We start from the raw sequence: 22,225 nt of genomic DNA, 5'->3' as shown, positions 1-22,225 counted from the left end.
TGAAGAAATCTCTTCAACCTTTTCTATTTTAAAAGGAAAATGAAAATAACAAACAGAAGTTTACACAGAGATTTAGCTTACTTTTATGTGGGGTTAATTATTGCCTTTTCTTTCTCAGGAATCATCTTAAACCACCGTCAAGATTGGTATCCTATGGATTATACGTATGAGAATAAACCATTTGAGTTAACCATACCTTCAGATGAAAAAGAACTTACCAAAGAGTACATTACAGAAAAAACCAAAGAAATTGGAAAATATGACGGACATAGGGTACGAAACGGAAAAGTTCGCGTGTATTTTAAAGACAATATTATTTTAGATGCAGATGCTAAAACAGGCGAGGGAACTATAGAATACAAACGAAAAGTTCCAATTGTAGGGCATTCGATGTATTTGCATAAATCAACTAATAGCTTTTGGGTTTGGTATTCCGATATTTTTGGAATTGCAATGTTGGTAATTGCCACCACAGGAGTTTTAATTCCTTTAGGTAAAAAAGGATTTAAAGGAAGAGGCTGGAAATTGGCGGTAGCAGGTATGTTATTTCCATTATTGTTTTTAGTGTTGTTCTCTTAATATCTTTGATTAATACATCAACTAAATTCCGTAATTTTGCACTTCAATTTAAGAGAAAATGTCAGAAGAAAAGAAATCATTAAACTTTATTGAGCAAATCATAGAAGAAGATTTAGCCAACGGAATGCCGAAAGATAATTTACGTTTTCGTTTTCCGCCAGAGCCAAATGGATATTTACATATTGGACACACGAAGGCTATCGGAATTAGTTTTGGACTAGGAGAAAAATACAACGCTCCTGTAAATCTTCGTTTCGACGATACCAACCCAGCAAAAGAAGAACAAGAGTATGTAGATGCTATTAAGCGCGATGTAGCTTGGTTAGGATATCAATGGGAAAACGAATGTTATTCTTCTGATTATTTCCAGCAATTATACGATTGGGCAGTTCAATTAATTAAAGATGGAAAAGCGTATGTAGATAGCCAATCATCAGAAGCTATGGCAGAACAAAAAGGAACGCCAACACAACCAGGTGTTGCAGGACCTTATCGTGATAGAAGTGTTGAAGAAAATCTAGATCTTTTTGAACGTATGAAAAATGGTGAGTTTGATGAAGGCGCCCATGTTTTACGTGCTAAGATTGATATGACTTCACCAAACATGTTAATGCGCGATCCTATTATGTATCGTGTTTTAAAGAAGGCGCACCACCGTACTGGAAACGATTGGGTAATTTACCCAATGTATGATTGGACGCATGGTGAAAGCGATTATATAGAGCAAATTTCACACTCGTTATGTTCGTTAGAGTTTAAACCTCACCGTGAGCTTTACAATTGGTTTAGAGATAACGTGTATAAATACAGTCAATCAACATATCCATTACCACCAAAACAACGTGAGTTTTCTCGTTTAAACTTAAGTTATACGGTAATGAGTAAACGTAAGTTAATGAAGTTGGTAGAAGAAGGAATTGTTTCTGGTTGGGACGATCCGCGTATGCCAACTATTTCTGGTTTACGTCGTAGAGGATATACACCAGCATCTATCAGAAATTTTGTAGAAACTGTTGGAGTTTCTAAGCGTGAAAACGTGATTGATGTAGCGTTGTTAGAGTTTAAAATACGTGAAGATTTAAACAAAACAGCCAACCGAGTTATGGCTGTGTTAGATCCTGTGAAGTTAGTAATTACTAATTACCCTGAAGGAGAAGAGGAAATTTTGATTGCTGAAAACAATCCAGAGAATGAAAATTCAGGAAGTAGAGAAGTGCCTTTTTCAAAAGAATTATTTATTGAAAGAGACGATTTTAAAGAAGAGGCAAATAAAAAATATTTCCGTTTAACCTTAGGAAAAGAAGTGCGTTTAAAGAACGCCTACATTATTAAAGGAGAATCTTGCGTAAAAGATGAAAACGGAAACATTACTGAGATTCACTGTACATACGATCCGTTGAGTAAATCAGGAAGTGGTACAGAAGAAAGTAAGCGAAAAGTAAAAGGAACGATTCATTGGGTGTCTACAAAACATGCTGTAAATGCAGAGGTTAGAGTTTATGATCGTCTGTTTTCTGATGAAGCTCCAGATAGTCATAAAGACAAAGATTTTATGGAGTTTTTAAACCCAACGTCATTAGAGAAAATCACTGCTTATGTTGAGCCTAGTTTGCAATCTGCAAATATTGGAGATCGTTTCCAATTTCAACGTTTAGGATATTTTAATGTTGATGATGATTCTACTACAAATAGTTTAGTGTTTAACAAAACGGTAGGATTACGTGATACTTGGGCGAAGAAAAATAACTAATTTGCCCTCAAAAAAGAATAAAAACCGCTGCTTTTAATCTAAAAGCAGCGGTTTTCTTTTAGTTAAAAATCAATTTTCACTTTTCGATAGAATATGTATCTTTACAGATTAAGGGAAAACAAGATAAATTTATTTTATCTAATTGAAATTCAATAATAAAAATGTTTTTTGATACTGTGAAAAACGACAGATTTAAAAAGCGTTTCAAATAATATACTATTGTATGAGTTGTAGCAGTTGCTCAACTAACAAAGACGGTGTGCCTAAAGGTTGTAAAAGCAATGGAAATTGCGGAACAGGTACCTGCGGAAGTGGAAATAAACTTGCCGTTTTTGATTGGTTATCGAATATGACTTTACCTACTGGTGAAGCTCCATTTAATATTTTTGAAGTCCGTTTCAAAAATGGACGTAAACACTTTTATAAAAACCCAGAAAATATCACCCTCTCAATGGGAGATGTGGTAGCTGTAGAAGGATCTTCAGGTCATGATGTAGGAGTAGTTTCGTTAGCAGGAGAACTTGTAAAAGTTCAAATGAAAAAAAGAAAGATTGAAGCTGAAAGTGAAGATGTAAAGAAAATTTACAGAAAAGCATCACAAAAAGACATCGATGTTTGGCAAGAAGCCAGAGATAGAGAGTTAGAAACGCAACGAAAGGGAAGAGAAATTATAAGCCGATTAGGTTTAAAGATGAAACTTTCAGATGTTGAATATCAAGGAGATGGAACCAAAGCTACTTTTTATTATACCGCTGATGATCGTGTAGATTTTCGTCAGTTAATTCGCGATTTAGCAAGCGCTTTTTCAATCAGAGTAGAAATGCGTCAGGTTGGTATGCGTCAAGAAGCAGCTCGTTTAGGAGGTGTGGGTTCTTGCGGACGAGAGTTGTGTTGTTCAACATGGTTAACCGATTTTAGAAAGGTAAATACTGCTGCTGCGAGATACCAGCAATTATCACTAAACCCGTTAAAATTAGCAGGACAATGTGGAAAGCTAAAATGTTGTTTAAACTATGAGTTAGATACGTATTTAGACGCTTTACAAAGTTTCCCGAAGCAAGATAAAGTATTACAAACAGAAAAAGGAGAAGCTGTTTTTGTAAAAATGGACATCTTTAAAAAACTGCTTTGGTATACGTACAAGGAAGAAAGTTTTAAGTGGTATAAATTATCGTTAGATCAGGTTCAAGAAATTATAGAAATCAACAAAAATAATGAGCTTGCTTTACCGTTAGAAGAGTATGAGTTAGAAATTACAGAAGAAACTCCTATAGATTTTGAAAATGTTGTTGGTCAAGACAGTTTAACACGTTTTGATACACCAAAAAAACCTCGAAGAAATACCAGAAGTAGAAGTCGAAAAACAGTAAAGAAGAGAGAGGCTCAAGTAACTACGAATCAAAAGCCAAAGGGTAATAAAGCTCAAGGTAAAGTACAGAAGACTGAAGAAGGACAAAAAACAGAAAACAAGAGGGTTGATAAGAGAAAACAGCGACCAAAAAACAATCAGAAAAAAAGAAATCCAAAAAATGAGGGAGCTGCAGCTGAAAAACAAGCACAACCTCAAAATAAAAAACCTAGAAACCCTAGAAGGAAAAACAACAACCAACGCAGAAAAAACAATAGCGACTCAAAAAACAATCCCAATAATGAGAAATAAAATTGTTTTCCTTTTTTTTATAGCTATGCTAGTTGTATCGTGTAAATCAAACAGTGATTTTGACGAATATATTGCACTTCCAAATAGTTCTTGGCATAAAACAAATGCAATTCAATTTACGTTTCCTATTAATGATTCAATAGGTAAAAAACACCTGTTTATAAACCTGAGAAATAATAAAGATTATGAATACAGTAATCTTTTTTTAATTACTCAAATGAATTTTCCTGACGGACAAGTAATTGTTGACACCTTAGAGTATGACATGGCTGATGTAACAGGGAAATTTTTAGGACAAGGGTTTTCAGATATTAAAGAGAATAAACTTTTTTATAAAGAAAATATAACATTTCCAACAACTGGAGAATATACTTTTAAAGTTCGACAAGCGATGCGAAAAAATGGAGAAATTGAAGGAATTGAAGAGCTTGAAGGGATTACTCATGTAGGGTTTAGGATTGAAAAAACACAGTAATGACAGAGAAAAAAACAACAAACTTTAGCAAGTACATTAAATGGTTTTGGGGCATTATTTTAGGAGGTTTCCTATTTGTGTGTCTATTGTTTTTATTAGCTTCTTGGGGCGCTTTCGGAGCGTTACCAACGTTTGAAGAATTAGAAAACCCTAAAAGCGATTTAGCAACTGAGGTAATTTCTTCTGATGGAAAAACATTAGGGAAGTATTATGTAAACGCGAATAGAACCCCAATTCAATACAAAGATTTATCTCAAAATATAGTTAAAGCTTTAGTTGCTACCGAAGACGAACGTTTTTACGAACATTCAGGAATTGATTTTAGAGGAACTGCAAGAGCGGTAGCTAACTTAGGAAGAAAAGGTGGGGCTAGTACCATAACTCAGCAGTTAGCTAAAAACTTGTTCAATAAGGGAGGGTCTAGTAATATATTTACACGTCTTTCTCAAAAACTTAAAGAGTGGGTTGTGGCTGTAAAGTTAGAACGTCAATATACCAAAGAAGAAATCATGACGATGTATTTAAATACGCAAGATTTTATCTTTAATGCGGTAGGAATTCGTTCAGCAGCTCGTATTTATTTCGGTAAAGAACCAAAAGATTTAGATTTACAGGAAGCTGCAATTATTGTTGCGATGTTGAAGAATCCGCGTCAATATAATCCGCATAGAGAGCGTTCTAAAGACAAATCATTACAAAGAAGAAATGTAGTGTTTTCTCAAATGGAAAAAAACGGATTTATTACTGAAAAAGAAAAAGACTCGTTGCAAAAACTTCCTTTAAAAATAAGTTTTACTCCAGAAAGTCATAGTGATGGATTAGCAACATATTTTAGAGAAAACTTAAAGCAATTTTTAAAAGAATGGGCAAAAAACAACCCTAAGCCAAACGGAGAGCCATTCAATATTTACCGAGACGGATTAAAAGTATATACAACCATAGATTCTCGAATGCAGCAATATGCAGAGGAAGCGTTAGAAGAGCATATGGCGAATCTTCAATCCTTCTTTTATAAAGAACAAAAGAAAAACAAAACAGCTCCTTTTTATGATATTGACAAAGAAGATATTGATAGAATTATAAGAAGAGCTAAACAAAATTCAGATCGTTATAAGCGTTTGAAAGCAGCAGGTAAATCGGAAAAAGAAATAGAAAAATCTTTTAATACAGAAACTGATATGCGTGTTTTCTCTTGGAAAGGAGAACGAGATACGGTTATGACACCTTACGATTCAATACGTTATTATAAATACTTTTTGCGTTCTGGATTAGTGTCAATTGAGCCTCAAACAGGACATATTAAAGCTTGGGTAGGGGGTATCAATCACAAGTATTTTAAATACGATGCGGTAGAACAACAAAAAAGACAGGTAGGATCTACCTTTAAACCTTTTGTGTATGCAACTGCAATCAATCAATTAAAAATGTCGCCTTGTGACCAATTACCAAATACATTATACACAATTCCAAAAGAAAAATATGGAATGCCAGAAGATTGGACACCAGAAAACACAAGTCCAAACTATGGAAACATGGTAAGTTTGAAAGAAGGTTTAGCAGGTTCTTTAAATACTATTTCTGCACAATTAATAGATAAAGTATCACCTATTAACGTTGCGAGATTAGCCGAATCTTCAGGAATAAAAACAAAAATAGAAGCGAATCCATCAATAGCATTAGGAGCAGTAGATTTATCATTAATGGAAATGGTAGGTGCATATGCTACTTTTGCTAACAAAGGACTACGTGTTAGTCCAATCATGATTACTCGAATTGAAGATAAAAACGGAACAGTTTTACAAGAGTTTGTGCCAAAAACTAAAGAGGTATTAAGTGAAGAATCTTCATATGTAATTCTTGATTTGATGAAAGGGGTTACACAATCAGGATCTGGGCTGAGGTTGCGTTCAAATTGGACTACAAGAAAAGAAGCAACTACAGGTTTTCCTTACAATTTCACCAATCCAATTGCGGGTAAAACAGGTACAACTCAAAATCAATCAGATGGTTGGTTTATGGGAATCGTTCCTAATTTAGCAACTGGAGTTTGGACAGGTGGTGAAGATCGTGCAACGCACTTCTATGGTATTGGTCTTGGTCAAGGAGCAACCATGTCATTGCCTACTTGGGCACTTTTTATGAGAAAATGTTATGCTGATAAAACATTAAACATCAGTCAAGAAGATTTCGAAAAACCAGAAAATTTAAGCATCAATATAGATTGTTCTAAAGTAGAAACACCTGAAGAAGGTGAAGAAAAAAAAGAAGAACAACCTGACGATACTGATTTTTAAAAAAACAAACAACTAACAATGATTAATAAAAAAGTAAACAACGTACAAGAAGCAGTAGCTGGCGTTAAAGACGGAATGACCTTTATGTTAGGTGGTTTTGGTCTTTGCGGAATTCCAGAAAACGCCATTGCTGAATTGGTGCGTTTAGGAATAAAAGACGTTACCTGTATTTCAAATAATGCAGGTGTAGACGATTTTGGTTTGGGGTTATTATTACAAAACAAACAAATCAAAAAAATGGTTTCTTCTTATGTAGGAGAAAACGATGAATTTGAACGTCAAATGTTATCGGGTGAGTTAGAAGTAGAGCTAACTCCTCAAGGAACGTTGGCAGAAAAATGTAGAGCTGCACAAGCAGGTTTTCCTGCATTTTATACACCAGCAGGTTATGGTACCGAAGTAGCCGAAGGAAAAGAAACTCGTGAGTTCGACGGAAAAATGTATGTATTAGAGCCAGCGTTTAAATCAGATTTTTCGTTTGTAAAAGCTTGGAAAGGAGATACAGCAGGTAACTTAATTTTTAAAGGAACTGCACGTAATTTCAATCCAAATATGTGTGGAGCTTCAAAAATCACGGTTGCTGAAGTAGAAGAATTGGTTCCTGCGGGGGAGTTAGATCCGAATCAAATTCACATTCCAGGAATTTTTGTGCAACGTATTTTTCAAGGAGAGAAATATGAAAAGAGAATTGAACAACGAACAGTAACTCCTAAATCGTAAATCATGGCATTAAGTAAAGAGCAAATAGCACAAAGAATAGCTAAAGAATTACAAAATAAATGGTATGTTAATTTAGGAATTGGAATACCAACATTAGTTGCAAACTATATTCCTGAAGGAATTGAAGTTGAGTTTCAATCTGAAAACGGATTGTTAGGTATGGGACCATTTCCAATTGAAGGAACCGAAGATGCCGATTTAATCAACGCAGGAAAACAAACCGTTACGGTGTTAGATGGAGGATCTATTTTTGATTCTGCTACAAGTTTTTCAATGATTCGTGGACAACATGTACAATTAACTGTTTTAGGAGCGATGGAAGTGGCTCAAAACGGAGATATTGCCAACTGGAAAATCCCTGGAAAAATGGTAAAAGGTATGGGAGGAGCGATGGATTTAGTAGCTTCTGCAGATAACATTATTGTTGCAATGATGCACACCAACAAACGTGGGGAGTCTAAATTATTAAAAGAATGTTCGTTACCGTTAACTGGTGTGGGTTGTGTAACCAAAATTGTTACCAACTTAGCGGTGTTAGAAATTAAAGACAACGCTTTCCATTTATTAGAAAGAGCTCCTGGGGTTTCTGTAGAAGAAATTCAAGCAGCTACAGAAGGAGGTTTAGTGGTGAATGGAGAAATTCCTGAAATGGATATATAATATGAAGTTTTTAGCTAAAAATAGTTTTATAGTAATCTTCTTAATTGTTTTTATTGGAAGTGCCATTTTAGACAAACTTTTCAATGTTGATAATTTCCTTATTAGATTAATTATATTAATCCCTATAGGTATGCTTCTTTCACCTAGAAAGAAAAAAATTCAAACTAAAGAAGGCGAAAAAACTCAAGTTACTTGGTTTTTTCTAAAAGAACCGATCATTTTAGATTAAATGAAAATAATATCATACAACGTTAACGGAATACGTGCAGCTTTAAAAAAAGGATTTATTGAGTGGTTACAAGCTGCAAATCCTGATGTAATTTGTATTCAAGAAACCAAAGCTCATAAAGAACAATTAGATCTTTCTGAATTTGAAAACGCAGGATATCCATATCATTATTGGTTTTCAGCTGAAAAGAAAGGATACTCATCAGTAGCTGTTTTCTGTAAAGAAGAGCCTAATCATATAGAGTACGGAACAGGAATAGAATCTATGGATTTTGAAGGTAGAAACCTTCGAGTAGATTTTGATGAGGTTTCTATCATGAGCATGTACTTACCTTCTGGAACTAACGATGATCGATTGGATTTTAAGTTTAAGTACATGGATGAAATTTTAGAATATGCTACCGAACTTAGAAAAACAATTCCGAACTTAATTATTTGTGGAGATTACAATATTTGTCATGAAGAAATAGATATTCACAACCCTAAAATGAAAGGAGTTTCTGGTTTTTTACCTGAAGAACGCGAATGGTTAGGAAATTTTATTAATAGCGGATTTATAGATAGTTTCCGTCATTTACATCCAGAAAAACAAGAATATTCATGGTGGAGTTACCGTGCAAACGCAAGAGCTAATAACAAAGGGTGGCGATTAGATTATGCAATGGTGGCTGAACCGTTAAAAGACAAGATCTCGAGAGCCTATATATTGCCAGAAGCAAAGCATTCAGACCATTGCCCTATTGCTGTAGAGCTAAATTTATAAATCAACCAAACCATACTTTTTTACATTTTAAAAAGTATATACATGAAGAAATTACTAACACTACTGCTTTTTTCAACCTCAATCATTGCACAACAACCAGTTGATAGTCTTTTAGTGGCTAAAGATAGCGTTGCAGTAAACTTTGCAATTAACGATTCAATTCCTCAAACACAAGAGTTGTTTTCTACCGAAGATTTAAAAATGATTGATAGTTTATTGATTGAAGAAAAATTTAATTCCTCTTTGTTCGATAGTATTCAATATGTAATCAACGACAAAGATATTTTAGGAAATACAACTACTATTTTAACTTCGGAATTATTAAAAAAACGCTTACGAGAGTTAAACTTAAAAACACCTTTTCATCTAGAATATAATCCTGCGTTAGAAAAAGTAATTAATAGCTATTTAAAGTACCGTAAAAAGTATTATCCAGCATTAATGGCAAGAGCTAAATATTACTTTCCAATGTTTGAACAATACCTAGATCAATATGACATTCCGTTAGAAATGAAATATTTGGCTATCGTAGAATCAGCACTTCGTCCAGATGCACGATCTAGAGTAGGAGCTACAGGTTTATGGCAATTTATGTACGGTACTGGAGTACAGTTTAATTTAAAAGTGAATTCGTATGTAGATGAGCGTCAAGATCCTGTAAAATCTACCAAAGCAGCGTGTAAATATTTAAGTCAGTTATATAAAATTTTTGGTGATTGGGATTTAGCTTTAGCAGCCTATAATTCGGGACCAGGAAATGTTTCGAAAGCGATAAAACGTTCAGGAGGGTATAAAAATTATTGGAATATTCGTCCGTTTTTACCACAAGAAACCGCAGGGTATGTTCCAGCATTTTACGCAACCATGTATATTTTTGAATATGCTGATAAACACGATTTGTATCCTGAATCTCCGAAAATTTTTCATTTTGAAACAGATACCGTTCGTGTAAAAAGAACCATCAGTTTTGATCAGGTTTCAGAAAAAACAGGAATTGATACCGAATTGTTGTCGTTTTTAAATCCGTCGTATAAATTAGACATCATTCCGTATGTTAAAGACAAAAATTACGCTGTTCGATTACCTAGAAGAGATATGATAGATTTCTTAGAAAAAGAGGAAGAAATTTATACGTTAGCTAATGAAGATGATGCCAAAAGAGAAAAACCATTACCTAAGTATTTCGAAATGGACAAACGCATTCGATACAAGGTGCGAAATGGCGATTATTTAGGTAAAATAGCGAATAAGTTCGGAGTGCGAGTAAGTGATATTAAACGATGGAATGGTTTACGCTCACATCATCTTAAAATAGGACAACGATTAAGTATTTATCCTAAAAAGATGGCAATTCCGAAAGAAGTTTCAAAGAAAACTCATAAAACCCCAAAAGGTAAACATGAAGTGTATGTGGTTAAAGAAGGAGATTCTTTATGGACGATTTCAAAAAAATATCCAGCAGTTTCTATCGAAGAAATTAAACAATGGAACAATATTTGGAGTGCTAAAAGTCTAAAACCAGGAATGAAACTTAAAATTTTTAAAAGCTAAACACCACAAACTATGAACAAACTAATAGTATTATTTGCTCTAATTTTTATATCCATTTCATGTAAAACAGAGGGAGGTAAAAGCAATTATGTGTTGCCAACATCAACAGGAAACACCAATAAAATATTGGTGGTTATGAAAGGAAATGATTGGGAAGGAAAAATAGGAGATGAAATTAGAACTGTTTTCGGCGAACATCAAGTTGGGTTACCACAACCAGAAACCTTATTATCGGTTAGTCAAATTGATCCTGTAGGATATAAAGGATTTGTAAGAAATAGTAAGGCTGTTTTAATTATTAGAGAAGGTGAACAAGAAAAAATTGCAGTTGAAAAAAACAAATATGCGAGTCCTCAAATATTAGTTTACGCAACAGCTAAAGGTAAAGACGGACTTGTAAACTTAATTCGTAATAGAGGAAAAGAAATTATCCAACTATTTAAAGATGAAGACATAAAGTTTGCTCAAAACATCTTTAAAAAAGAAAAAATTGATGAAACTAAATTTAAAACAATCAAAAATTTAGGAATTAGCTTAACTATCCCGAAACGATTTAATTTAGTTGAAGATAATGGCGAGTTTTTATGGCTGCGTCAACATTTAAAAAGCGGAATTGCGAGAGGTGATGGAACTAATAATATCTTAGTATATAGTTATCCTTTAGAAGATGAAAGTAAGGTTGCAGATAACATTACAACAATGAGAGATGTTATCGGTGAAAAGTACATCCCTGGAAGCAAAGAAGGAATGTATATGATTACCGAGCAAGCCTACACACCATTTACGTACGATGCAGAAATTGACGGTAAAAAAACATACGAAACTCGTGGTAAATGGGAAGTTAAAAACGATTTTATGGCGGGTCCTTTTATTAACTACTCTATAATTGACAAAGAAAATAATAGAGTATTGGTTTTTGAAGGATTTACCTATGCTCCATCTGTTAATAAGAGAGATTTTGTTTTTGAGCTTGAAGCTATAGCAAAATCATTAAAAATAAATTAAGTCACTGTTTTTTAGTGGTTAATGTTAAAGCATCAGTTTTAAACTGATGCTTTTTTTGTTATATTTGAGTACATTAACTATAAACTTATAACTTATGGAAACAAATTATTTAGCAATTTTAGGTGCCGCTTTTGTACCTATGGTAATGGGATTTCTTTGGTACGGACCAATGCTCTTTCAAAAAGCATGGATGAAAGAAATGAATTTTACCCAAAAAGATATTGAAGGAGGTAACATGTTGCTAATTTTCGGATTAAGCTTTGTGTTTAGCTTTATGATTGCTTTTTTTATGCAGTTTTTAGTTATCCATCAATTTGGTGTTTTTCAAACACTAGCAGGAGAACCTGAGTTTTTAAATGGGTCAGGTGGTGCCTATGCCTATTTTCAAGAGTTTGTAGCTAATTTTGGAGATCGTTTCAGAACGTTTAAACACGGTACTTTACATGGTGTAATTACAGGATTATTTTTTGTGTTGCCAATCATAGGTACAAAAGCATTGTTTGAAAGAAAATCATTTAAATACATTTTTATAAACGTTGGATATTGGACTGTTACCTTAGCGCTAATGGGAGGAATAATCTGTCAGTGGGCATAAAACTTTAGAATAAAAGAATATTAAAAAGCATCAATTTTAAAATTGATGCTTTTTTTATGTAACAAAATTCATTTAGAAAAGACATATAAAACAATCAACCAAATGAAGTAACCAAATGATTACACATTTTTTAAATTTAGAATGGAAGCAATTTTTCCGTTCTTCTTATTTTGGAAAAAGTATTGCGCTTAAAATTATCATGGGATTTTTCGCATTATATATGTTAGCCTCATTTTTAATGATAGGTATAGGAGCGTATTTTATTATTGAAGATAAATTTCCAAATACCGACCCACTATTTTTTGTAAACGGAATAATGATTTTCATATTCATAGCAGATTTAATTTTCCGTTATTTAATGCAAAAATTACCGGTTTTAAACATTAAACCATTTCTTAATTTACCAGTAAAGAAAGAGAAGCTCGTACATTTTGTGTTGGGTAAATCAGCATTTTCATTTTTCAACTTCATGTCGATGTTTTTCTTTGTGCCATTTTCTGTGGTGCTAATAGGTCAAGGTTATGATGTTTTAGGTGTTTTAGGTTGGTTGTTTTTAATGTTTACACTAGTGTTAAGCGCTAATTATATAAACTTCTTAATCAATAAAAATAATTACGCTTTAGGGGTAATGGTTGCTCTATTAGCAGCATTGTTTTTAGTAAACAAATATGAAATATTTAGTATTACTGAAGTTTTTGCGCCTGTTTTTCAATCGGTATATAACAATCCAGTTTTATCATTTTTAGGAGTAGTAGCATTAGTAGGATTGTATTATGCGAACTTTAAATTATTACGCAATAAAGTATATTTAGATGATGCTATAAAAAGTAAAGAAGAAGTTGCTGATTCTGCAGATTTATCGTTTGTTGATAGATTAGGAGATGTAGCGCCTTTTATAAAAAATGATATTCGTCAGATTTGGAGAAACAAGAGAACTAAAACTGTGTTCTTCATGTCATTTCTATTTTTGTTTTATGGAGCTATTTTCTTTGGAGAAGAAACTTACAGGGAAAAAATGCCAGCATTTTTAGTGTTTGCTGCCATATTTGTTACAGGAGGGTTTACACTTAATTATGGTCAGTTTATTCCGGCTTGGGATAGCGAATATTACAATATGATAATGAGTCAAAATATCCGTTACCGAAAATTCTTAGAAAGTAAATGGTATTTAATGGTGGTAGTTTCAGTAGGATTGTACTTGTTAAGTATCCCATATATCTATTTCTACGGATTGGACATTTTCTTAATGATTACTGCTGGTGCAATTTTTAATATTGGATTTAACTCACTGTTTTTACTGTTTGCAGGATCTTTTAATAAAAAACGAATCGATTTAAACAAAAGCGGTTTTAGTAATTATCAAGGTACAAGTGCAACACAATTTTTAATTATCATTCCAATAATGGGAGTACCAATGCTTTTGTTTTGGGTTTTTAACAAGTTTATAAGTTTTAACGCAGGAGTTTTAGCTATAGCAGTAGTAGGAATTTTAGCTCTTGCATTTAAAAACTATTTTATGAATCTGATTGAAAAAAGATACATTAAAAACAAGTATGCAGCAATACATGCATTCAGCCAAAAATCGTAACCAACCTTAAAAAAACGAACAATGATTTCAATACAAAATATTTCAAAAACTTACGGATCAACTCAGGTTTTAAACCTTGAAAGTATAGAAATTCCTAGCGGTCAATCTTTCGGATTGGTAGGGAACAACGGAGCAGGAAAAACAACATTATTTAACTTGTTGCTAGATTTAATTCGACCAACTACTGGCGAGATAGTAAACAATCAAGTAGTGGTTAATAAAAGTGAAGATTGGAAAACGTTTACAGGATCGTTTATTGATGAATCTTTTTTGATAGGATACTTAACTCCTGAAGAATATTTTGATTTCGTGGGTGATTTAAGAGGAATGAATAAAGCTGATATCCAAGATTTTTTAAGTCAGTTTAACGAGTTTTTTAACGACGAAATTTTAGGAAAGAAAAAATACTTACGAAGTTTAAGTAAAGGAAACCAAAAGAAAGTAGGAATTGTAGCTGCTATGATGGGTAATCCGCAAGTAGTTATTTTAGACGAGCCTTTTGCTAATTTAGATCCAACTACACAAATCCGATTAAAACAGTTGATAAAAAAACTAACTGAAAATAAAGAAACTACGATACTTGTTTCTAGTCACGATTTAAGCCATGTAACTGAGGTTTGTGAACGTATAGTTGTGTTAGATAAAGGAACTTTAGTAAAAGATATTCATACATCACAAGAAACATTACAAGAGTTAGAAAGCTATTTTTCTGCATAAAACTGGGTTAAAATCACCTTATAATTATTATTTTTACCTTCTTACGTACAAAAAGCACAATTATAGCGTTGTTGTACAGTAAAGCTTTATTTTATGAACAAAGGGGGCAAAATAATCGTATTCAGTGTTTTAGCAGCTATCGCTTATTCGTGTAGTGTAAAAAAAGACGCTTTTTTAAATAGAAGTTACCATGCTGTAACCACTAAATACAACGTGCTTTTTAATGGAGAACAGGCTTATTTACAAGGTTTAAAAGAAATTGAAGATAAGCATGAAGATAATTTTTGGAAACGAATTCAAATAGAACCAATAACGTTTGATGAAAGCCAAATAACTACTAAAGTATTATCTCCAGGAACTGGTTTTAACGAAAATGAGGAAGAAAAGGAAGAAAACTTAACTCCTTTTGATAAAGCAGAAGAAAAAGCTGTAAAAGCTATTCAGGTTCATTCTATGAATATTAATGGCTATGAAAGAAATAGCCAAATAGACGATGCGTATTTTTTATTAGGGAAGTCGAGATACTATACACAGCGTTTTATTCCTGCGTTGGAAGCATTTAACTATGTAATTGTAAACTATCCGAAGGCAAATTTAAACTACGAAACAAAAATTTGGAGAGCTAAGACAAACATCCGTTTAGGTAACGAAAAACGTGCTATTGAAACGTTAAAGTTACTGTTAGATGTCTTGGATGAAACTGAAAAAATAGATAAATCTACACAAGAGCAAGCTTATACAGCCATGGCAATGGCATATGAGCAAACTGATACGATTCAGAAAGTAATTGATAATCTAAAATTAGCTACTCGAACAAAATATAACAAAGAGCAAACGGCTCGAAACATGTTTGTTTTAGGGCAAATTTATAGTGAGTTAGATAGGAAAGATTCTGCTCGTATGGTGTTTAGAAAGTTAGCTGAAAGCAAAAAACTACCACACAGGTTTCGTATTAGAGCCGATATTGAATATGCGAAAAACACGCCGAATGATTCTGCCTCCATCGTGGTGTTAGCTCGATTAAAAAAGCTTATAAAAAATACCGATAACCGAAAGTTTTTAAATGCACTATACTATCAAGCAGGAGTTTTAGAAGAAGGAAGAAACAATCCTGAAAAAGCAGCAGATTATTATAAAAAATCATTAGTAGCAAAGCATAATAACAATTATCAAAAAACGTATGCTTACGAGCGTTTGGCAGATATGGCTTTTCAAAAAGAAGATTACCTGTTAGCTGGTTCGTATTACGACAGTGTTATGCAGATGGTTACAAAAGAGTTTGATCAGGAAAAAAGAATCCGAAGAATTAAAAGAAAAAATAAAGGATTAGCTACACTAAGAAAATATGAAGAAACTGTAAAAAACAACGATAGTATTCTTCAGTTAGTAGCGATGACTCCAAATGAAAGAAATTCTTATTTTGAAGCTTATATTGAAAAAATTAAAAAAGAAGACGAAGCACAAAGACAATTAATTTTGAATGCTCAAAACTTTGGAAATAGCTTTGGTGGTGGCGCTTCAATAAACAACAATTCAAATAGAGGTAAATGGTATTTTTACAATACTCAGGCTTTAGCATTGGGTAGAGGTGAGTTCCAAAAAAGATGGGGAACTCGTCCGTTAGAAGATAACTGGCGATTGTCTGATAAAACAATTAGTGCTACAGATAATACGTTGGCTAGTGCTCAAGACACCAAAGCAAATGCTCGTTATGAATTGTCAACATACCTAGATGCTATTCCTACAGATGAAAAAGTAATTGCCGATTTAGTTCGCGAGCGTAACGATGCACTTTATCAATTAGGATTGATCTATAAAGAGCAGTTTACCAATCATGCATTAGCTATTAAAAACTTAGAACGTTTAAAAGCAGTTGCTACAGATGATGAATTGGAATTGCCAATAAGCTATCATTTATATCAAATTTATAAAGGTCAAGGTGATATTGCGAAAGCTAATGAATATAAAAACATCATTTTACAGAAATACTCAGACACTAGTTTTGCTCAGATAATCGCAAACCCAGATGCGAAACTAGAAGAAGGTAAAAAAGAAGACGAAATTTTAAATAAGTATAAAGAGATTTATTACTTGTACAAAGAAAATAAATTTGAAGAGGCTGTTACTGAGGTAGATAATTTCTCATCAAGCATGAAAAATTCAAATTTAATTCCTAAATTCGCTCTCCTAAAAGCCTTAGCTATAGGTAAATACAAAGATAAAGAAACGTATAAGAAAGCGTTAGAGTTTGTTGCGGTTAGTTATGCAACTACCGAAGAAGGAAAAAAAGCAAAAGAAATAATAGAACGATTAAATAAAACATAAACATCTTTAAATTCCCCGAATATGTTTGGTAAAGAAAGTAAAAAAGCAGGCGAGAACACAGTAGCAGAAAGGAATGTTATTGGGAAAAACACTAAAATAACCGGAGAAATAGTTTCTGAAGGAGATTTTAGAATTGACGGAACCATTGAAGGAAACATAGTAACCAACGGTAGAGTAATTATTGGAGGTTCAGGTTTTGTAAATGGTAAGGTAGAATGTACCAATGCAGATGTTGAAGGTAAATTTTCAGGAGAGTTATTAGTAGCAAATACATTAACTGTAAAATCATCAGCAAATATTAATGGTGATGTTGTTATTGGTAAACTTTCGGTTGAACCAGGAGCAGCGTTTAATGCAACATGTGCAATGAAAGGAGCGGTAAAAGAATTAAATAAAAATGAGCAAGGACTCAAAGAAAAAACCGCTTAACAAATACATACGATTCTCAGGAATCGCACTTCAAATGGGTTTAACCATTTACTTAGGTAGTTTACTAGGTGAATGGTTAGATCAAAAATACCCAAACGATAATCAACTTTACACAAAAATTTGTACACTTGTGGCGGTTTTCGGAGCGATGCTATCCGTAATAATACAAGTAACAAAACTTACACAAGATGATTAAGCGTATTTTATTCTTTTTAATAGCTGTTTTACTATTATTTGTAATTAGCTTCTTTTCACATGATTTCATTTTACAATCAAAAGAAATAAGTGTGTCATTTTCTTTGTTAGGGGTATATGGTTTTCATGTAATTTCGGCAATAATAGTATATGGTATTGTAGAATTGGTTGCAGCAAAAATACCAAACCAAGCTGGATATGCGTATTTAGCATCTATATTTTTAAAAATAGGATTCTTCGTTTTAATTTTTCAGGCATCAATATTTGCAAATGAAGAACTTACAAAACCAGAAAGAATATCTTTGGTAATTCCGTTATTCTTATTTTTAATTACCGAAGCCATAGCGGTATCAAAACTGTTGAATAACAAACAGTTTTAGAAAAAAAGACTTCAAAAAACTGCAAAAAAATCACCCTAAAAAACTAAGATAAAAAAAGGGTTTGTAGTTTTAATTAATTGTGTACCTTTGCACGGAAATTTAGAGAGCATAAATCTATATTTAGTAAAGGTATGATGATAGCAAAAAAATCTATCAAGTTTTTAACAGTACTAGCAATAGTATTTTCTTCGTTCACTGCATTTGCAGGAGGTGGTGGTTCTTCAGAAAAAGGAGGGCAAGTTAATACACCAGAACAAATTAACGCATATATTAAACATCACTTAGCAGATTCGCACGATTTTGCTTTGTATTCGTACACTAACGATGCAGGTGAGCGTAAACACGTTGGGTTTCCGTTACCAGTTATTGTTTGGACGAGCAAAGGGTTAAAGACGTTTATGTCTTCTGCTTTTCATCATAATGATGATGGACATGTGATTGTTGATAAAGGAGATGTTAAATTAGTTAAGATTCACAGTAAGATTTACGAATTAAACGAAGGGGCTACTGAGGTTTCTTTTGATGAAACACACCATGCAACAAATGCACATAAAGTATTAGACTTTTCTATTACTAAGAGTGTTTTCGGAATGTTGTTAGCTGGACTATTAATCTTTTTAGGTTTTAGTTCTTTAGCTAGAGGATATAAGAAAGGGGCTATACCAACAGGAGTTGGTCGTGTATTAGAGCCTTTAGTGTTATATGTAAGAGACGAGATTGCAAAACCAAATATTGGAGAGAAAAAATATAAGAAGTTTATGCCATATTTATTAACGGTGTTCTTCTTTATTTGGATATTAAACTTGTTAGGGTTAACTCCAATTGGTTTTAACGTAACAGGTCAAATTGCTGTAACAGTATGTTTAGCATTGTTTACTGCTGTAATCTATTTAACTAATGGTAGTAAAGATTTTTGGGCGCACACATTATGGATGCCTGGGGTGCCTGTAATATTAAGACCAGTATTAGCAATTATCGAATTGATAGGGTTTGTTTTAATTAAGCCTTTCTCGTTATTAGTACGTTTGTTTGCAAACATTACAGCGGGTCACTTCGTAGTAATGAGTTTAATAGCTTTAATGATTACACTAAAGAATCAATTCGGAGCAGTTGGTTCAACAAGTATTTCATTAATATTAGCATTGTTTATTTCGGTAATCGAAATTTTAGTAGCGTTTTTACAAGCGTTTATCTTTACAATGTTATCTGCCTTATTTATTGGTATGGCAGTAGAAGAGCATGAACACGATCATGCACATTAATTAGAATAAGAATTTGTTTAATTATATAAATCAATTAGTATGTACAATTTAATTGGAGCAGGATTAATCGTAATCGGTGGAGGAATCGGATTAGGTCAAATCGGTGGAAAAGCAATGGAAGGAATTGCTCGTCAACCTGAGGCTGCTGGTAAAATCCAAACAGCGATGATCATCATCGGAGCATTATTAGAAGGTTTAGCATTCGGTGCTTTAATCTTAGGAAAATAATCTCCCAAGAAACAAAAACAGTAAAACATTTTCCTGTAACGGTTGGTTACAGGAAATGTTTTCAAATTAAACAAAAAGATTTTTAAAAGAATAAATTAGATATATAATGGATCAGTTATTAAATGATTTTTCTCCAGGGTTGTTTATCATGCAAATGGTAATCCTTTTAGTATTATTATTTTTATTAGCAAAGTTTGCTTGGAAACCAATTTTAAACTCTTTAAGCGAGAGAGAAGAAGGTATTCAAAATGCATTAGATGCTGCTGAAGAAGCAAAGAAAGAAATGCAAAATCTACAAGCTGATAACGATAGATTGTTAAAAGAAGCACGTGCTGAAAGAGATGCAATGATGAAAGAAGCTCGTGAAATTAAAGATAACATTATTGCTGAAGCTAAAGAAGAGGCGCAAGAGCAAGCTTCTATTATGATTGAAAACGCTAAAGCAACAATTAAGCAAGAGCAACAAGCAGCTGTAGCAGAATTAAAGAAAAAAGTAGCTGATTTATCAATCGGTATTGCTGAAACAGTTGTAAAGAAAGAATTAGCTTCACAAGACGATCAATTAAAGCTTGTTGAAGGAATGTTAGAAGAGGTTACTTTAAACTAATCAGTAGATGAAAGAAGCAAAACCAGCATTACGTTACGCAAAAGCAATTTTAAACTTAGCTAAAGAATCAGGAAACGAGTCTTTAGTAAACGATAACATGAAGTCAATCGTAAGTACTATTGCAGAAAGCGCTGATTTAGATGCGATGCTTAAAAGTCCTATCATAAAAGCTGCAGATAAGCGTAAAGTTTTAGCTGCACTTTTTGGTGATAAAGTAGATAACATTGTTAAAGGGTTATTTAACTTATTAGAGGAAAATAAGCGTATGATTATGTTAGAGTCTGTTGCAAAGCAATACTCTATTATTTATGATTATCATAAGAGCATGCAAGTTGCTAAAGTTACTACTGCAGTAGCTTTATCAAAAGAGTTAGAAGATAAAATACAAGCAAAAATTGTTGCGTTAACAGGTAACAATGCTAGTATAGAAAACATAGTAAATCCAGATATTTTAGGAGGATTTATCTTACGTGTTGGAGACGTGCAGTACGATGCAAGTATCTCTAACCAATTTAATGAGTTAAGGAGAGAGTTTGACAACAGTCATTACATTCCAAAAATTTAATTATACATCAAAAGAAATAAGATGGCAGCAATTAAACCAGCTGAAGTATCAGCAATTTTAAAGGAACAATTAACAAATTTTGAGTCTAAAGCTTCATTAAACGAAGTAGGGACAGTATTACAAGTAGGTGATGGTATTGCACGTGTTTACGGTTTATCTAACGTACAATATGGTGAATTAGTTGAATTCGATAACGGATTAGAAGGTATCGTATTAAACTTAGAGGAAGACAATGCGGGGGTTGTATTATTAGGAGCTTCAACATCAGTAAGAGAAGGATCTACTGTAAAACGTACAGAAAGAATTGCTTCTTTAAAAGCTGGAGAAGGAATTGTAGGACGTGTTGTTAATACGTTAGGGCAACCAATTGATGGTAAAGGACCAATCGAAGGTGAAACTTTTGAAATGCCTTTAGAGCGTAAAGCACCAGGGGTTATCTTCCGTGAGCCTGTAACTGAGCCAATGCAAACAGGTATCAAGTCTATCGATGCAATGATTCCAGTTGGTCGTGGTCAACGTGAGTTAATCATTGGAGACCGTCAAACAGGTAAGTCAACTGTTGCTATTGATACGATCTTAAATCAAAAAGAATTTTACGATGCAGGACAGCCAGTGTACTGTATCTATGTAGCTATTGGTCAAAAAGCTTCAACAGTAGCAGCTATTGCTAACATGTTAGAAGAAAAAGGAGCCTTAGCTTATACAACTATAGTTGCTGCAAACGCATCTGATCCTGCACCAATGCAGGTATATGCGCCATTTGCAGGAGCTGCAATTGGAGAATATTTCCGTGATACTGGTAGACCAGCTTTAATTGTTTATGATGATTTATCTAAACAAGCAGTAGCGTATCGTGAGGTATCTTTATTATTAAGAAGACCACCAGGACGTGAGGCATATCCAGGGGATGTATTCTACTTACACTCAAGATTATTAGAGCGTGCTGCAAAAGTTATCAACGATGATGCTATTGCTGCTGATATGAACGATTTACCAGAATCATTAAAAGGTAAAGTAAAAGGTGGAGGATCTTTAACTGCATTACCAATTATTGAAACACAAGCTGGAGACGTTTCTGCATATATTCCAACAAACGTAATTTCGATTACTGACGGACAGATTTTCTTAGAGTCTGATTTATTCAACTCAGGGGTTCGTCCTGCAATTAACGTAGGTATTTCGGTATCACGTGTAGGAGGTTCTGCTCAGATTAAATCAATGAAAAAAGTATCTGGTACGTTAAAGTTAGATCAAGCCCAGTTCCGTGAATTAGAAGCGTTTGCTAAGTTTGGTTCTGATTTAGATGCTGCTACAATGAATGTAATTTCTAAAGGACAACGTAATGTTGAAATTTTAAAGCAAGCTCAAAACGATCCTTATACTGTAGAAGATCAAGTAGCTATCATTTATGCAGGTTCTAAAAACTTGTTAAAAGATGTACCTGTAAACAAGGTAAAAGAATTCGAAAGAGATTATTTAGAGTACTTAAACGCTAAGCACAGAGATACTTTAGATACTTTAAAAGCAGGAAAATTAACTGATGAAGTAATTGATACTTTAACAGATGCTGCTAAAGAAATTTCAGCTAAATTTTCAGCTTAATTATACTAAAAACAACATCCCCGTGTAACAACGGGGGTTTTATAAAT

At 33.2% G+C, this 22,225-nt stretch carries 23 protein-coding genes; all 23 read left to right on the top strand.

Annotation, left to right across the window (positions count from 1 at the left end):
- Positions 1-39 precede the first annotated feature (39 nt).
- The 23 genes from ACKTST_RS12170 (at position 40) to atpA (ending at position 22,178) form a co-directional block, all read left to right on the top strand.
- Positions 40-579, top strand: coding sequence for a PepSY-associated TM helix domain-containing protein (locus ACKTST_RS12170; RefSeq protein WP_408048015.1), 540 nt, complete (start codon positions 40-42; stop codon positions 577-579).
- 58 nt (positions 580-637) lie between these two features.
- Complete coding sequence (locus ACKTST_RS12165; protein WP_408048014.1) at positions 638-2,329, top strand: glutamine--tRNA ligase/YqeY domain fusion protein; 1,692 nt, start codon at positions 638-640, stop codon at positions 2,327-2,329.
- A 223-nt stretch (positions 2,330-2,552) separates the two neighbouring features.
- Positions 2,553-3,989: a PSP1 domain-containing protein gene (locus tag ACKTST_RS12160; protein ID WP_408048013.1), complete on the top strand. Its 1,437-nt coding sequence runs from the start codon at positions 2,553-2,555 to the stop codon at positions 3,987-3,989.
- A complete protein-coding gene (locus tag ACKTST_RS12155) occupies positions 3,979-4,464 on the top strand; it encodes a gliding motility lipoprotein GldH (protein WP_408048012.1) in 486 nt (161 codons plus the stop codon). Before ACKTST_RS12160 ends, ACKTST_RS12155 begins: the two co-directional genes overlap by 11 nt.
- On the top strand, positions 4,464-6,758 hold the full coding sequence (locus tag ACKTST_RS12150; protein WP_408048011.1) for a transglycosylase domain-containing protein: 2,295 nt from the start codon (positions 4,464-4,466) through the stop codon (positions 6,756-6,758). Before ACKTST_RS12155 ends, ACKTST_RS12150 begins: the two co-directional genes overlap by 1 nt.
- 18 nt (positions 6,759-6,776) lie before the next feature.
- Positions 6,777-7,478, top strand: coding sequence for a CoA transferase subunit A (locus ACKTST_RS12145; RefSeq protein WP_408048010.1), 702 nt, complete (start codon positions 6,777-6,779; stop codon positions 7,476-7,478).
- A gap of 3 nt (positions 7,479-7,481) precedes the next feature.
- Positions 7,482-8,138, top strand: coding sequence for a 3-oxoacid CoA-transferase subunit B (locus ACKTST_RS12140; protein WP_408048009.1), 657 nt, complete (start codon positions 7,482-7,484; stop codon positions 8,136-8,138).
- 1 nt (position 8,139) lies between these two features.
- Positions 8,140-8,367: a hypothetical protein gene (locus tag ACKTST_RS12135; RefSeq protein ID WP_408048008.1), complete on the top strand. Its 228-nt coding sequence runs from the start codon at positions 8,140-8,142 to the stop codon at positions 8,365-8,367.
- A complete protein-coding gene (locus ACKTST_RS12130; RefSeq protein WP_408048007.1) occupies positions 8,368-9,129 on the top strand; it encodes an exodeoxyribonuclease III in 762 nt (253 codons plus the stop codon).
- Positions 9,130-9,171: 42 nt separating this feature from the next.
- Positions 9,172-10,680, top strand: coding sequence for a lytic transglycosylase domain-containing protein (locus ACKTST_RS12125; protein ID WP_408048006.1), 1,509 nt, complete (start codon positions 9,172-9,174; stop codon positions 10,678-10,680).
- A 12-nt stretch (positions 10,681-10,692) separates the two neighbouring features.
- A complete protein-coding gene (locus ACKTST_RS12120) occupies positions 10,693-11,685 on the top strand; it encodes a DUF4837 family protein (protein WP_408048005.1) in 993 nt (330 codons plus the stop codon).
- Positions 11,686-11,779: 94 nt separating this feature from the next.
- Complete coding sequence (locus ACKTST_RS12115; RefSeq protein WP_408048004.1) at positions 11,780-12,280, top strand: DUF1761 domain-containing protein; 501 nt, start codon at positions 11,780-11,782, stop codon at positions 12,278-12,280.
- Positions 12,281-12,395: 115 nt separating this feature from the next.
- Positions 12,396-13,868, top strand: a complete 1,473-nt coding sequence (locus tag ACKTST_RS12110) for a DUF5687 family protein (protein WP_408048003.1) — start codon at positions 12,396-12,398, stop codon at positions 13,866-13,868.
- 21 nt (positions 13,869-13,889) lie between these two features.
- Positions 13,890-14,585: an ABC transporter ATP-binding protein gene (locus ACKTST_RS12105; protein ID WP_408048002.1), complete on the top strand. Its 696-nt coding sequence runs from the start codon at positions 13,890-13,892 to the stop codon at positions 14,583-14,585.
- 93 nt (positions 14,586-14,678) lie between these two features.
- The gene (gene porW, locus ACKTST_RS12100) at positions 14,679-16,910 is read left to right on the top strand and encodes a type IX secretion system periplasmic lipoprotein PorW/SprE (protein WP_408048001.1); all 2,232 of its coding nucleotides are present in this window, start codon (positions 14,679-14,681) and stop codon (positions 16,908-16,910) included.
- Between the two features lie 21 nt (positions 16,911-16,931).
- Complete coding sequence (locus ACKTST_RS12095) at positions 16,932-17,339, top strand: bactofilin family protein (RefSeq protein WP_408048000.1); 408 nt, start codon at positions 16,932-16,934, stop codon at positions 17,337-17,339.
- On the top strand, positions 17,308-17,535 hold the full coding sequence (locus tag ACKTST_RS12090) for an AtpZ/AtpI family protein (protein WP_408047999.1): 228 nt from the start codon (positions 17,308-17,310) through the stop codon (positions 17,533-17,535). The genes ACKTST_RS12095 and ACKTST_RS12090 overlap by 32 nt, the downstream gene beginning before the upstream one ends.
- Positions 17,528-17,914 (top strand): DUF6168 family protein, encoded by a 387-nt coding sequence (locus ACKTST_RS12085; RefSeq protein ID WP_408047998.1) that lies wholly within the window; start codon positions 17,528-17,530, stop codon positions 17,912-17,914. The genes ACKTST_RS12090 and ACKTST_RS12085 overlap by 8 nt, the downstream gene beginning before the upstream one ends.
- 131 nt (positions 17,915-18,045) lie before the next feature.
- Positions 18,046-19,176 (top strand): F0F1 ATP synthase subunit A, encoded by a 1,131-nt coding sequence (gene atpB / locus ACKTST_RS12080; protein WP_408047997.1) that lies wholly within the window; start codon positions 18,046-18,048, stop codon positions 19,174-19,176.
- Positions 19,177-19,215: 39 nt separating this feature from the next.
- Positions 19,216-19,404 carry an ATP synthase F0 subunit C gene (atpE, locus tag ACKTST_RS12075; protein ID WP_004569351.1) on the top strand — a complete coding sequence of 63 codons (189 nt, stop codon included), beginning with the start codon at positions 19,216-19,218 and terminating at the stop codon, positions 19,402-19,404.
- A gap of 106 nt (positions 19,405-19,510) precedes the next feature.
- Complete coding sequence (locus ACKTST_RS12070) at positions 19,511-20,011, top strand: F0F1 ATP synthase subunit B (RefSeq protein ID WP_408047996.1); 501 nt, start codon at positions 19,511-19,513, stop codon at positions 20,009-20,011.
- Positions 20,012-20,018: 7 nt separating this feature from the next.
- Positions 20,019-20,576, top strand: coding sequence for an ATP synthase F1 subunit delta (gene atpH, locus ACKTST_RS12065; protein WP_408047995.1), 558 nt, complete (start codon positions 20,019-20,021; stop codon positions 20,574-20,576).
- Between the two features lie 21 nt (positions 20,577-20,597).
- Positions 20,598-22,178, top strand: a complete 1,581-nt coding sequence (gene atpA / locus ACKTST_RS12060) for a F0F1 ATP synthase subunit alpha (RefSeq protein WP_408047994.1) — start codon at positions 20,598-20,600, stop codon at positions 22,176-22,178.
- Positions 22,179-22,225: the final 47 nt, after the last annotated feature.

This window comes from Tenacibaculum crassostreae, from assembly GCF_964512405.1.
GTDB classification, from domain to species: Bacteria; Bacteroidota; Bacteroidia; order Flavobacteriales; family Flavobacteriaceae; genus Polaribacter; species Polaribacter crassostreae.
Note: the sequence above shows the minus strand (reverse complement) of the source record. Positions and strands in the feature narration are given on the sequence as shown.

Bases quoted from the DNA above. Each gene is read 5' to 3' on its own strand.
- ACKTST_RS12095 (WP_408048000.1), top strand. From the start codon at position 16,932: ATGTTTGGTAAAGAAAGTAAAAAAGCAGGCGAGAACACAGTAGCAGAA.
- ACKTST_RS12145 (WP_408048010.1), top strand. From the start codon at position 6,777: ATGATTAATAAAAAAGTAAACAACGTACAAGAAGCAGTAGCTGGCGTT.
- ACKTST_RS12090 (WP_408047999.1), top strand. From the start codon at position 17,308: ATGAGCAAGGACTCAAAGAAAAAACCGCTTAACAAATACATACGATTC.
- ACKTST_RS12120 (WP_408048005.1), top strand. From the start codon at position 10,693: ATGAACAAACTAATAGTATTATTTGCTCTAATTTTTATATCCATTTCA.
- atpH (WP_408047995.1), top strand. From the start codon at position 20,019: ATGAAAGAAGCAAAACCAGCATTACGTTACGCAAAAGCAATTTTAAAC.
- ACKTST_RS12150 (WP_408048011.1), top strand. From the start codon at position 4,464: ATGACAGAGAAAAAAACAACAAACTTTAGCAAGTACATTAAATGGTTT.
- atpE (WP_004569351.1), top strand. From the start codon at position 19,216: ATGTACAATTTAATTGGAGCAGGATTAATCGTAATCGGTGGAGGAATC.
- ACKTST_RS12105 (WP_408048002.1), top strand. From the start codon at position 13,890: ATGATTTCAATACAAAATATTTCAAAAACTTACGGATCAACTCAGGTT.
- ACKTST_RS12160 (WP_408048013.1), top strand. From the start codon at position 2,553: ATGAGTTGTAGCAGTTGCTCAACTAACAAAGACGGTGTGCCTAAAGGT.
- ACKTST_RS12130 (WP_408048007.1), top strand. From the start codon at position 8,368: ATGAAAATAATATCATACAACGTTAACGGAATACGTGCAGCTTTAAAA.
- ACKTST_RS12155 (WP_408048012.1), top strand. From the start codon at position 3,979: ATGAGAAATAAAATTGTTTTCCTTTTTTTTATAGCTATGCTAGTTGTA.
- ACKTST_RS12140 (WP_408048009.1), top strand. From the start codon at position 7,482: ATGGCATTAAGTAAAGAGCAAATAGCACAAAGAATAGCTAAAGAATTA.
- atpB (WP_408047997.1), top strand. From the start codon at position 18,046: ATGATGATAGCAAAAAAATCTATCAAGTTTTTAACAGTACTAGCAATA.
- ACKTST_RS12115 (WP_408048004.1), top strand. From the start codon at position 11,780: ATGGAAACAAATTATTTAGCAATTTTAGGTGCCGCTTTTGTACCTATG.
- ACKTST_RS12170 (WP_408048015.1), top strand. From the start codon at position 40: ATGAAAATAACAAACAGAAGTTTACACAGAGATTTAGCTTACTTTTAT.
- ACKTST_RS12135 (WP_408048008.1), top strand. From the start codon at position 8,140: ATGAAGTTTTTAGCTAAAAATAGTTTTATAGTAATCTTCTTAATTGTT.
- ACKTST_RS12070 (WP_408047996.1), top strand. From the start codon at position 19,511: ATGGATCAGTTATTAAATGATTTTTCTCCAGGGTTGTTTATCATGCAA.
- ACKTST_RS12110 (WP_408048003.1), top strand. From the start codon at position 12,396: ATGATTACACATTTTTTAAATTTAGAATGGAAGCAATTTTTCCGTTCT.
- ACKTST_RS12085 (WP_408047998.1), top strand. From the start codon at position 17,528: ATGATTAAGCGTATTTTATTCTTTTTAATAGCTGTTTTACTATTATTT.
- porW (WP_408048001.1), top strand. From the start codon at position 14,679: ATGAACAAAGGGGGCAAAATAATCGTATTCAGTGTTTTAGCAGCTATC.
- atpA (WP_408047994.1), top strand. From the start codon at position 20,598: ATGGCAGCAATTAAACCAGCTGAAGTATCAGCAATTTTAAAGGAACAA.
- ACKTST_RS12125 (WP_408048006.1), top strand. From the start codon at position 9,172: ATGAAGAAATTACTAACACTACTGCTTTTTTCAACCTCAATCATTGCA.
- ACKTST_RS12165 (WP_408048014.1), top strand. From the start codon at position 638: ATGTCAGAAGAAAAGAAATCATTAAACTTTATTGAGCAAATCATAGAA.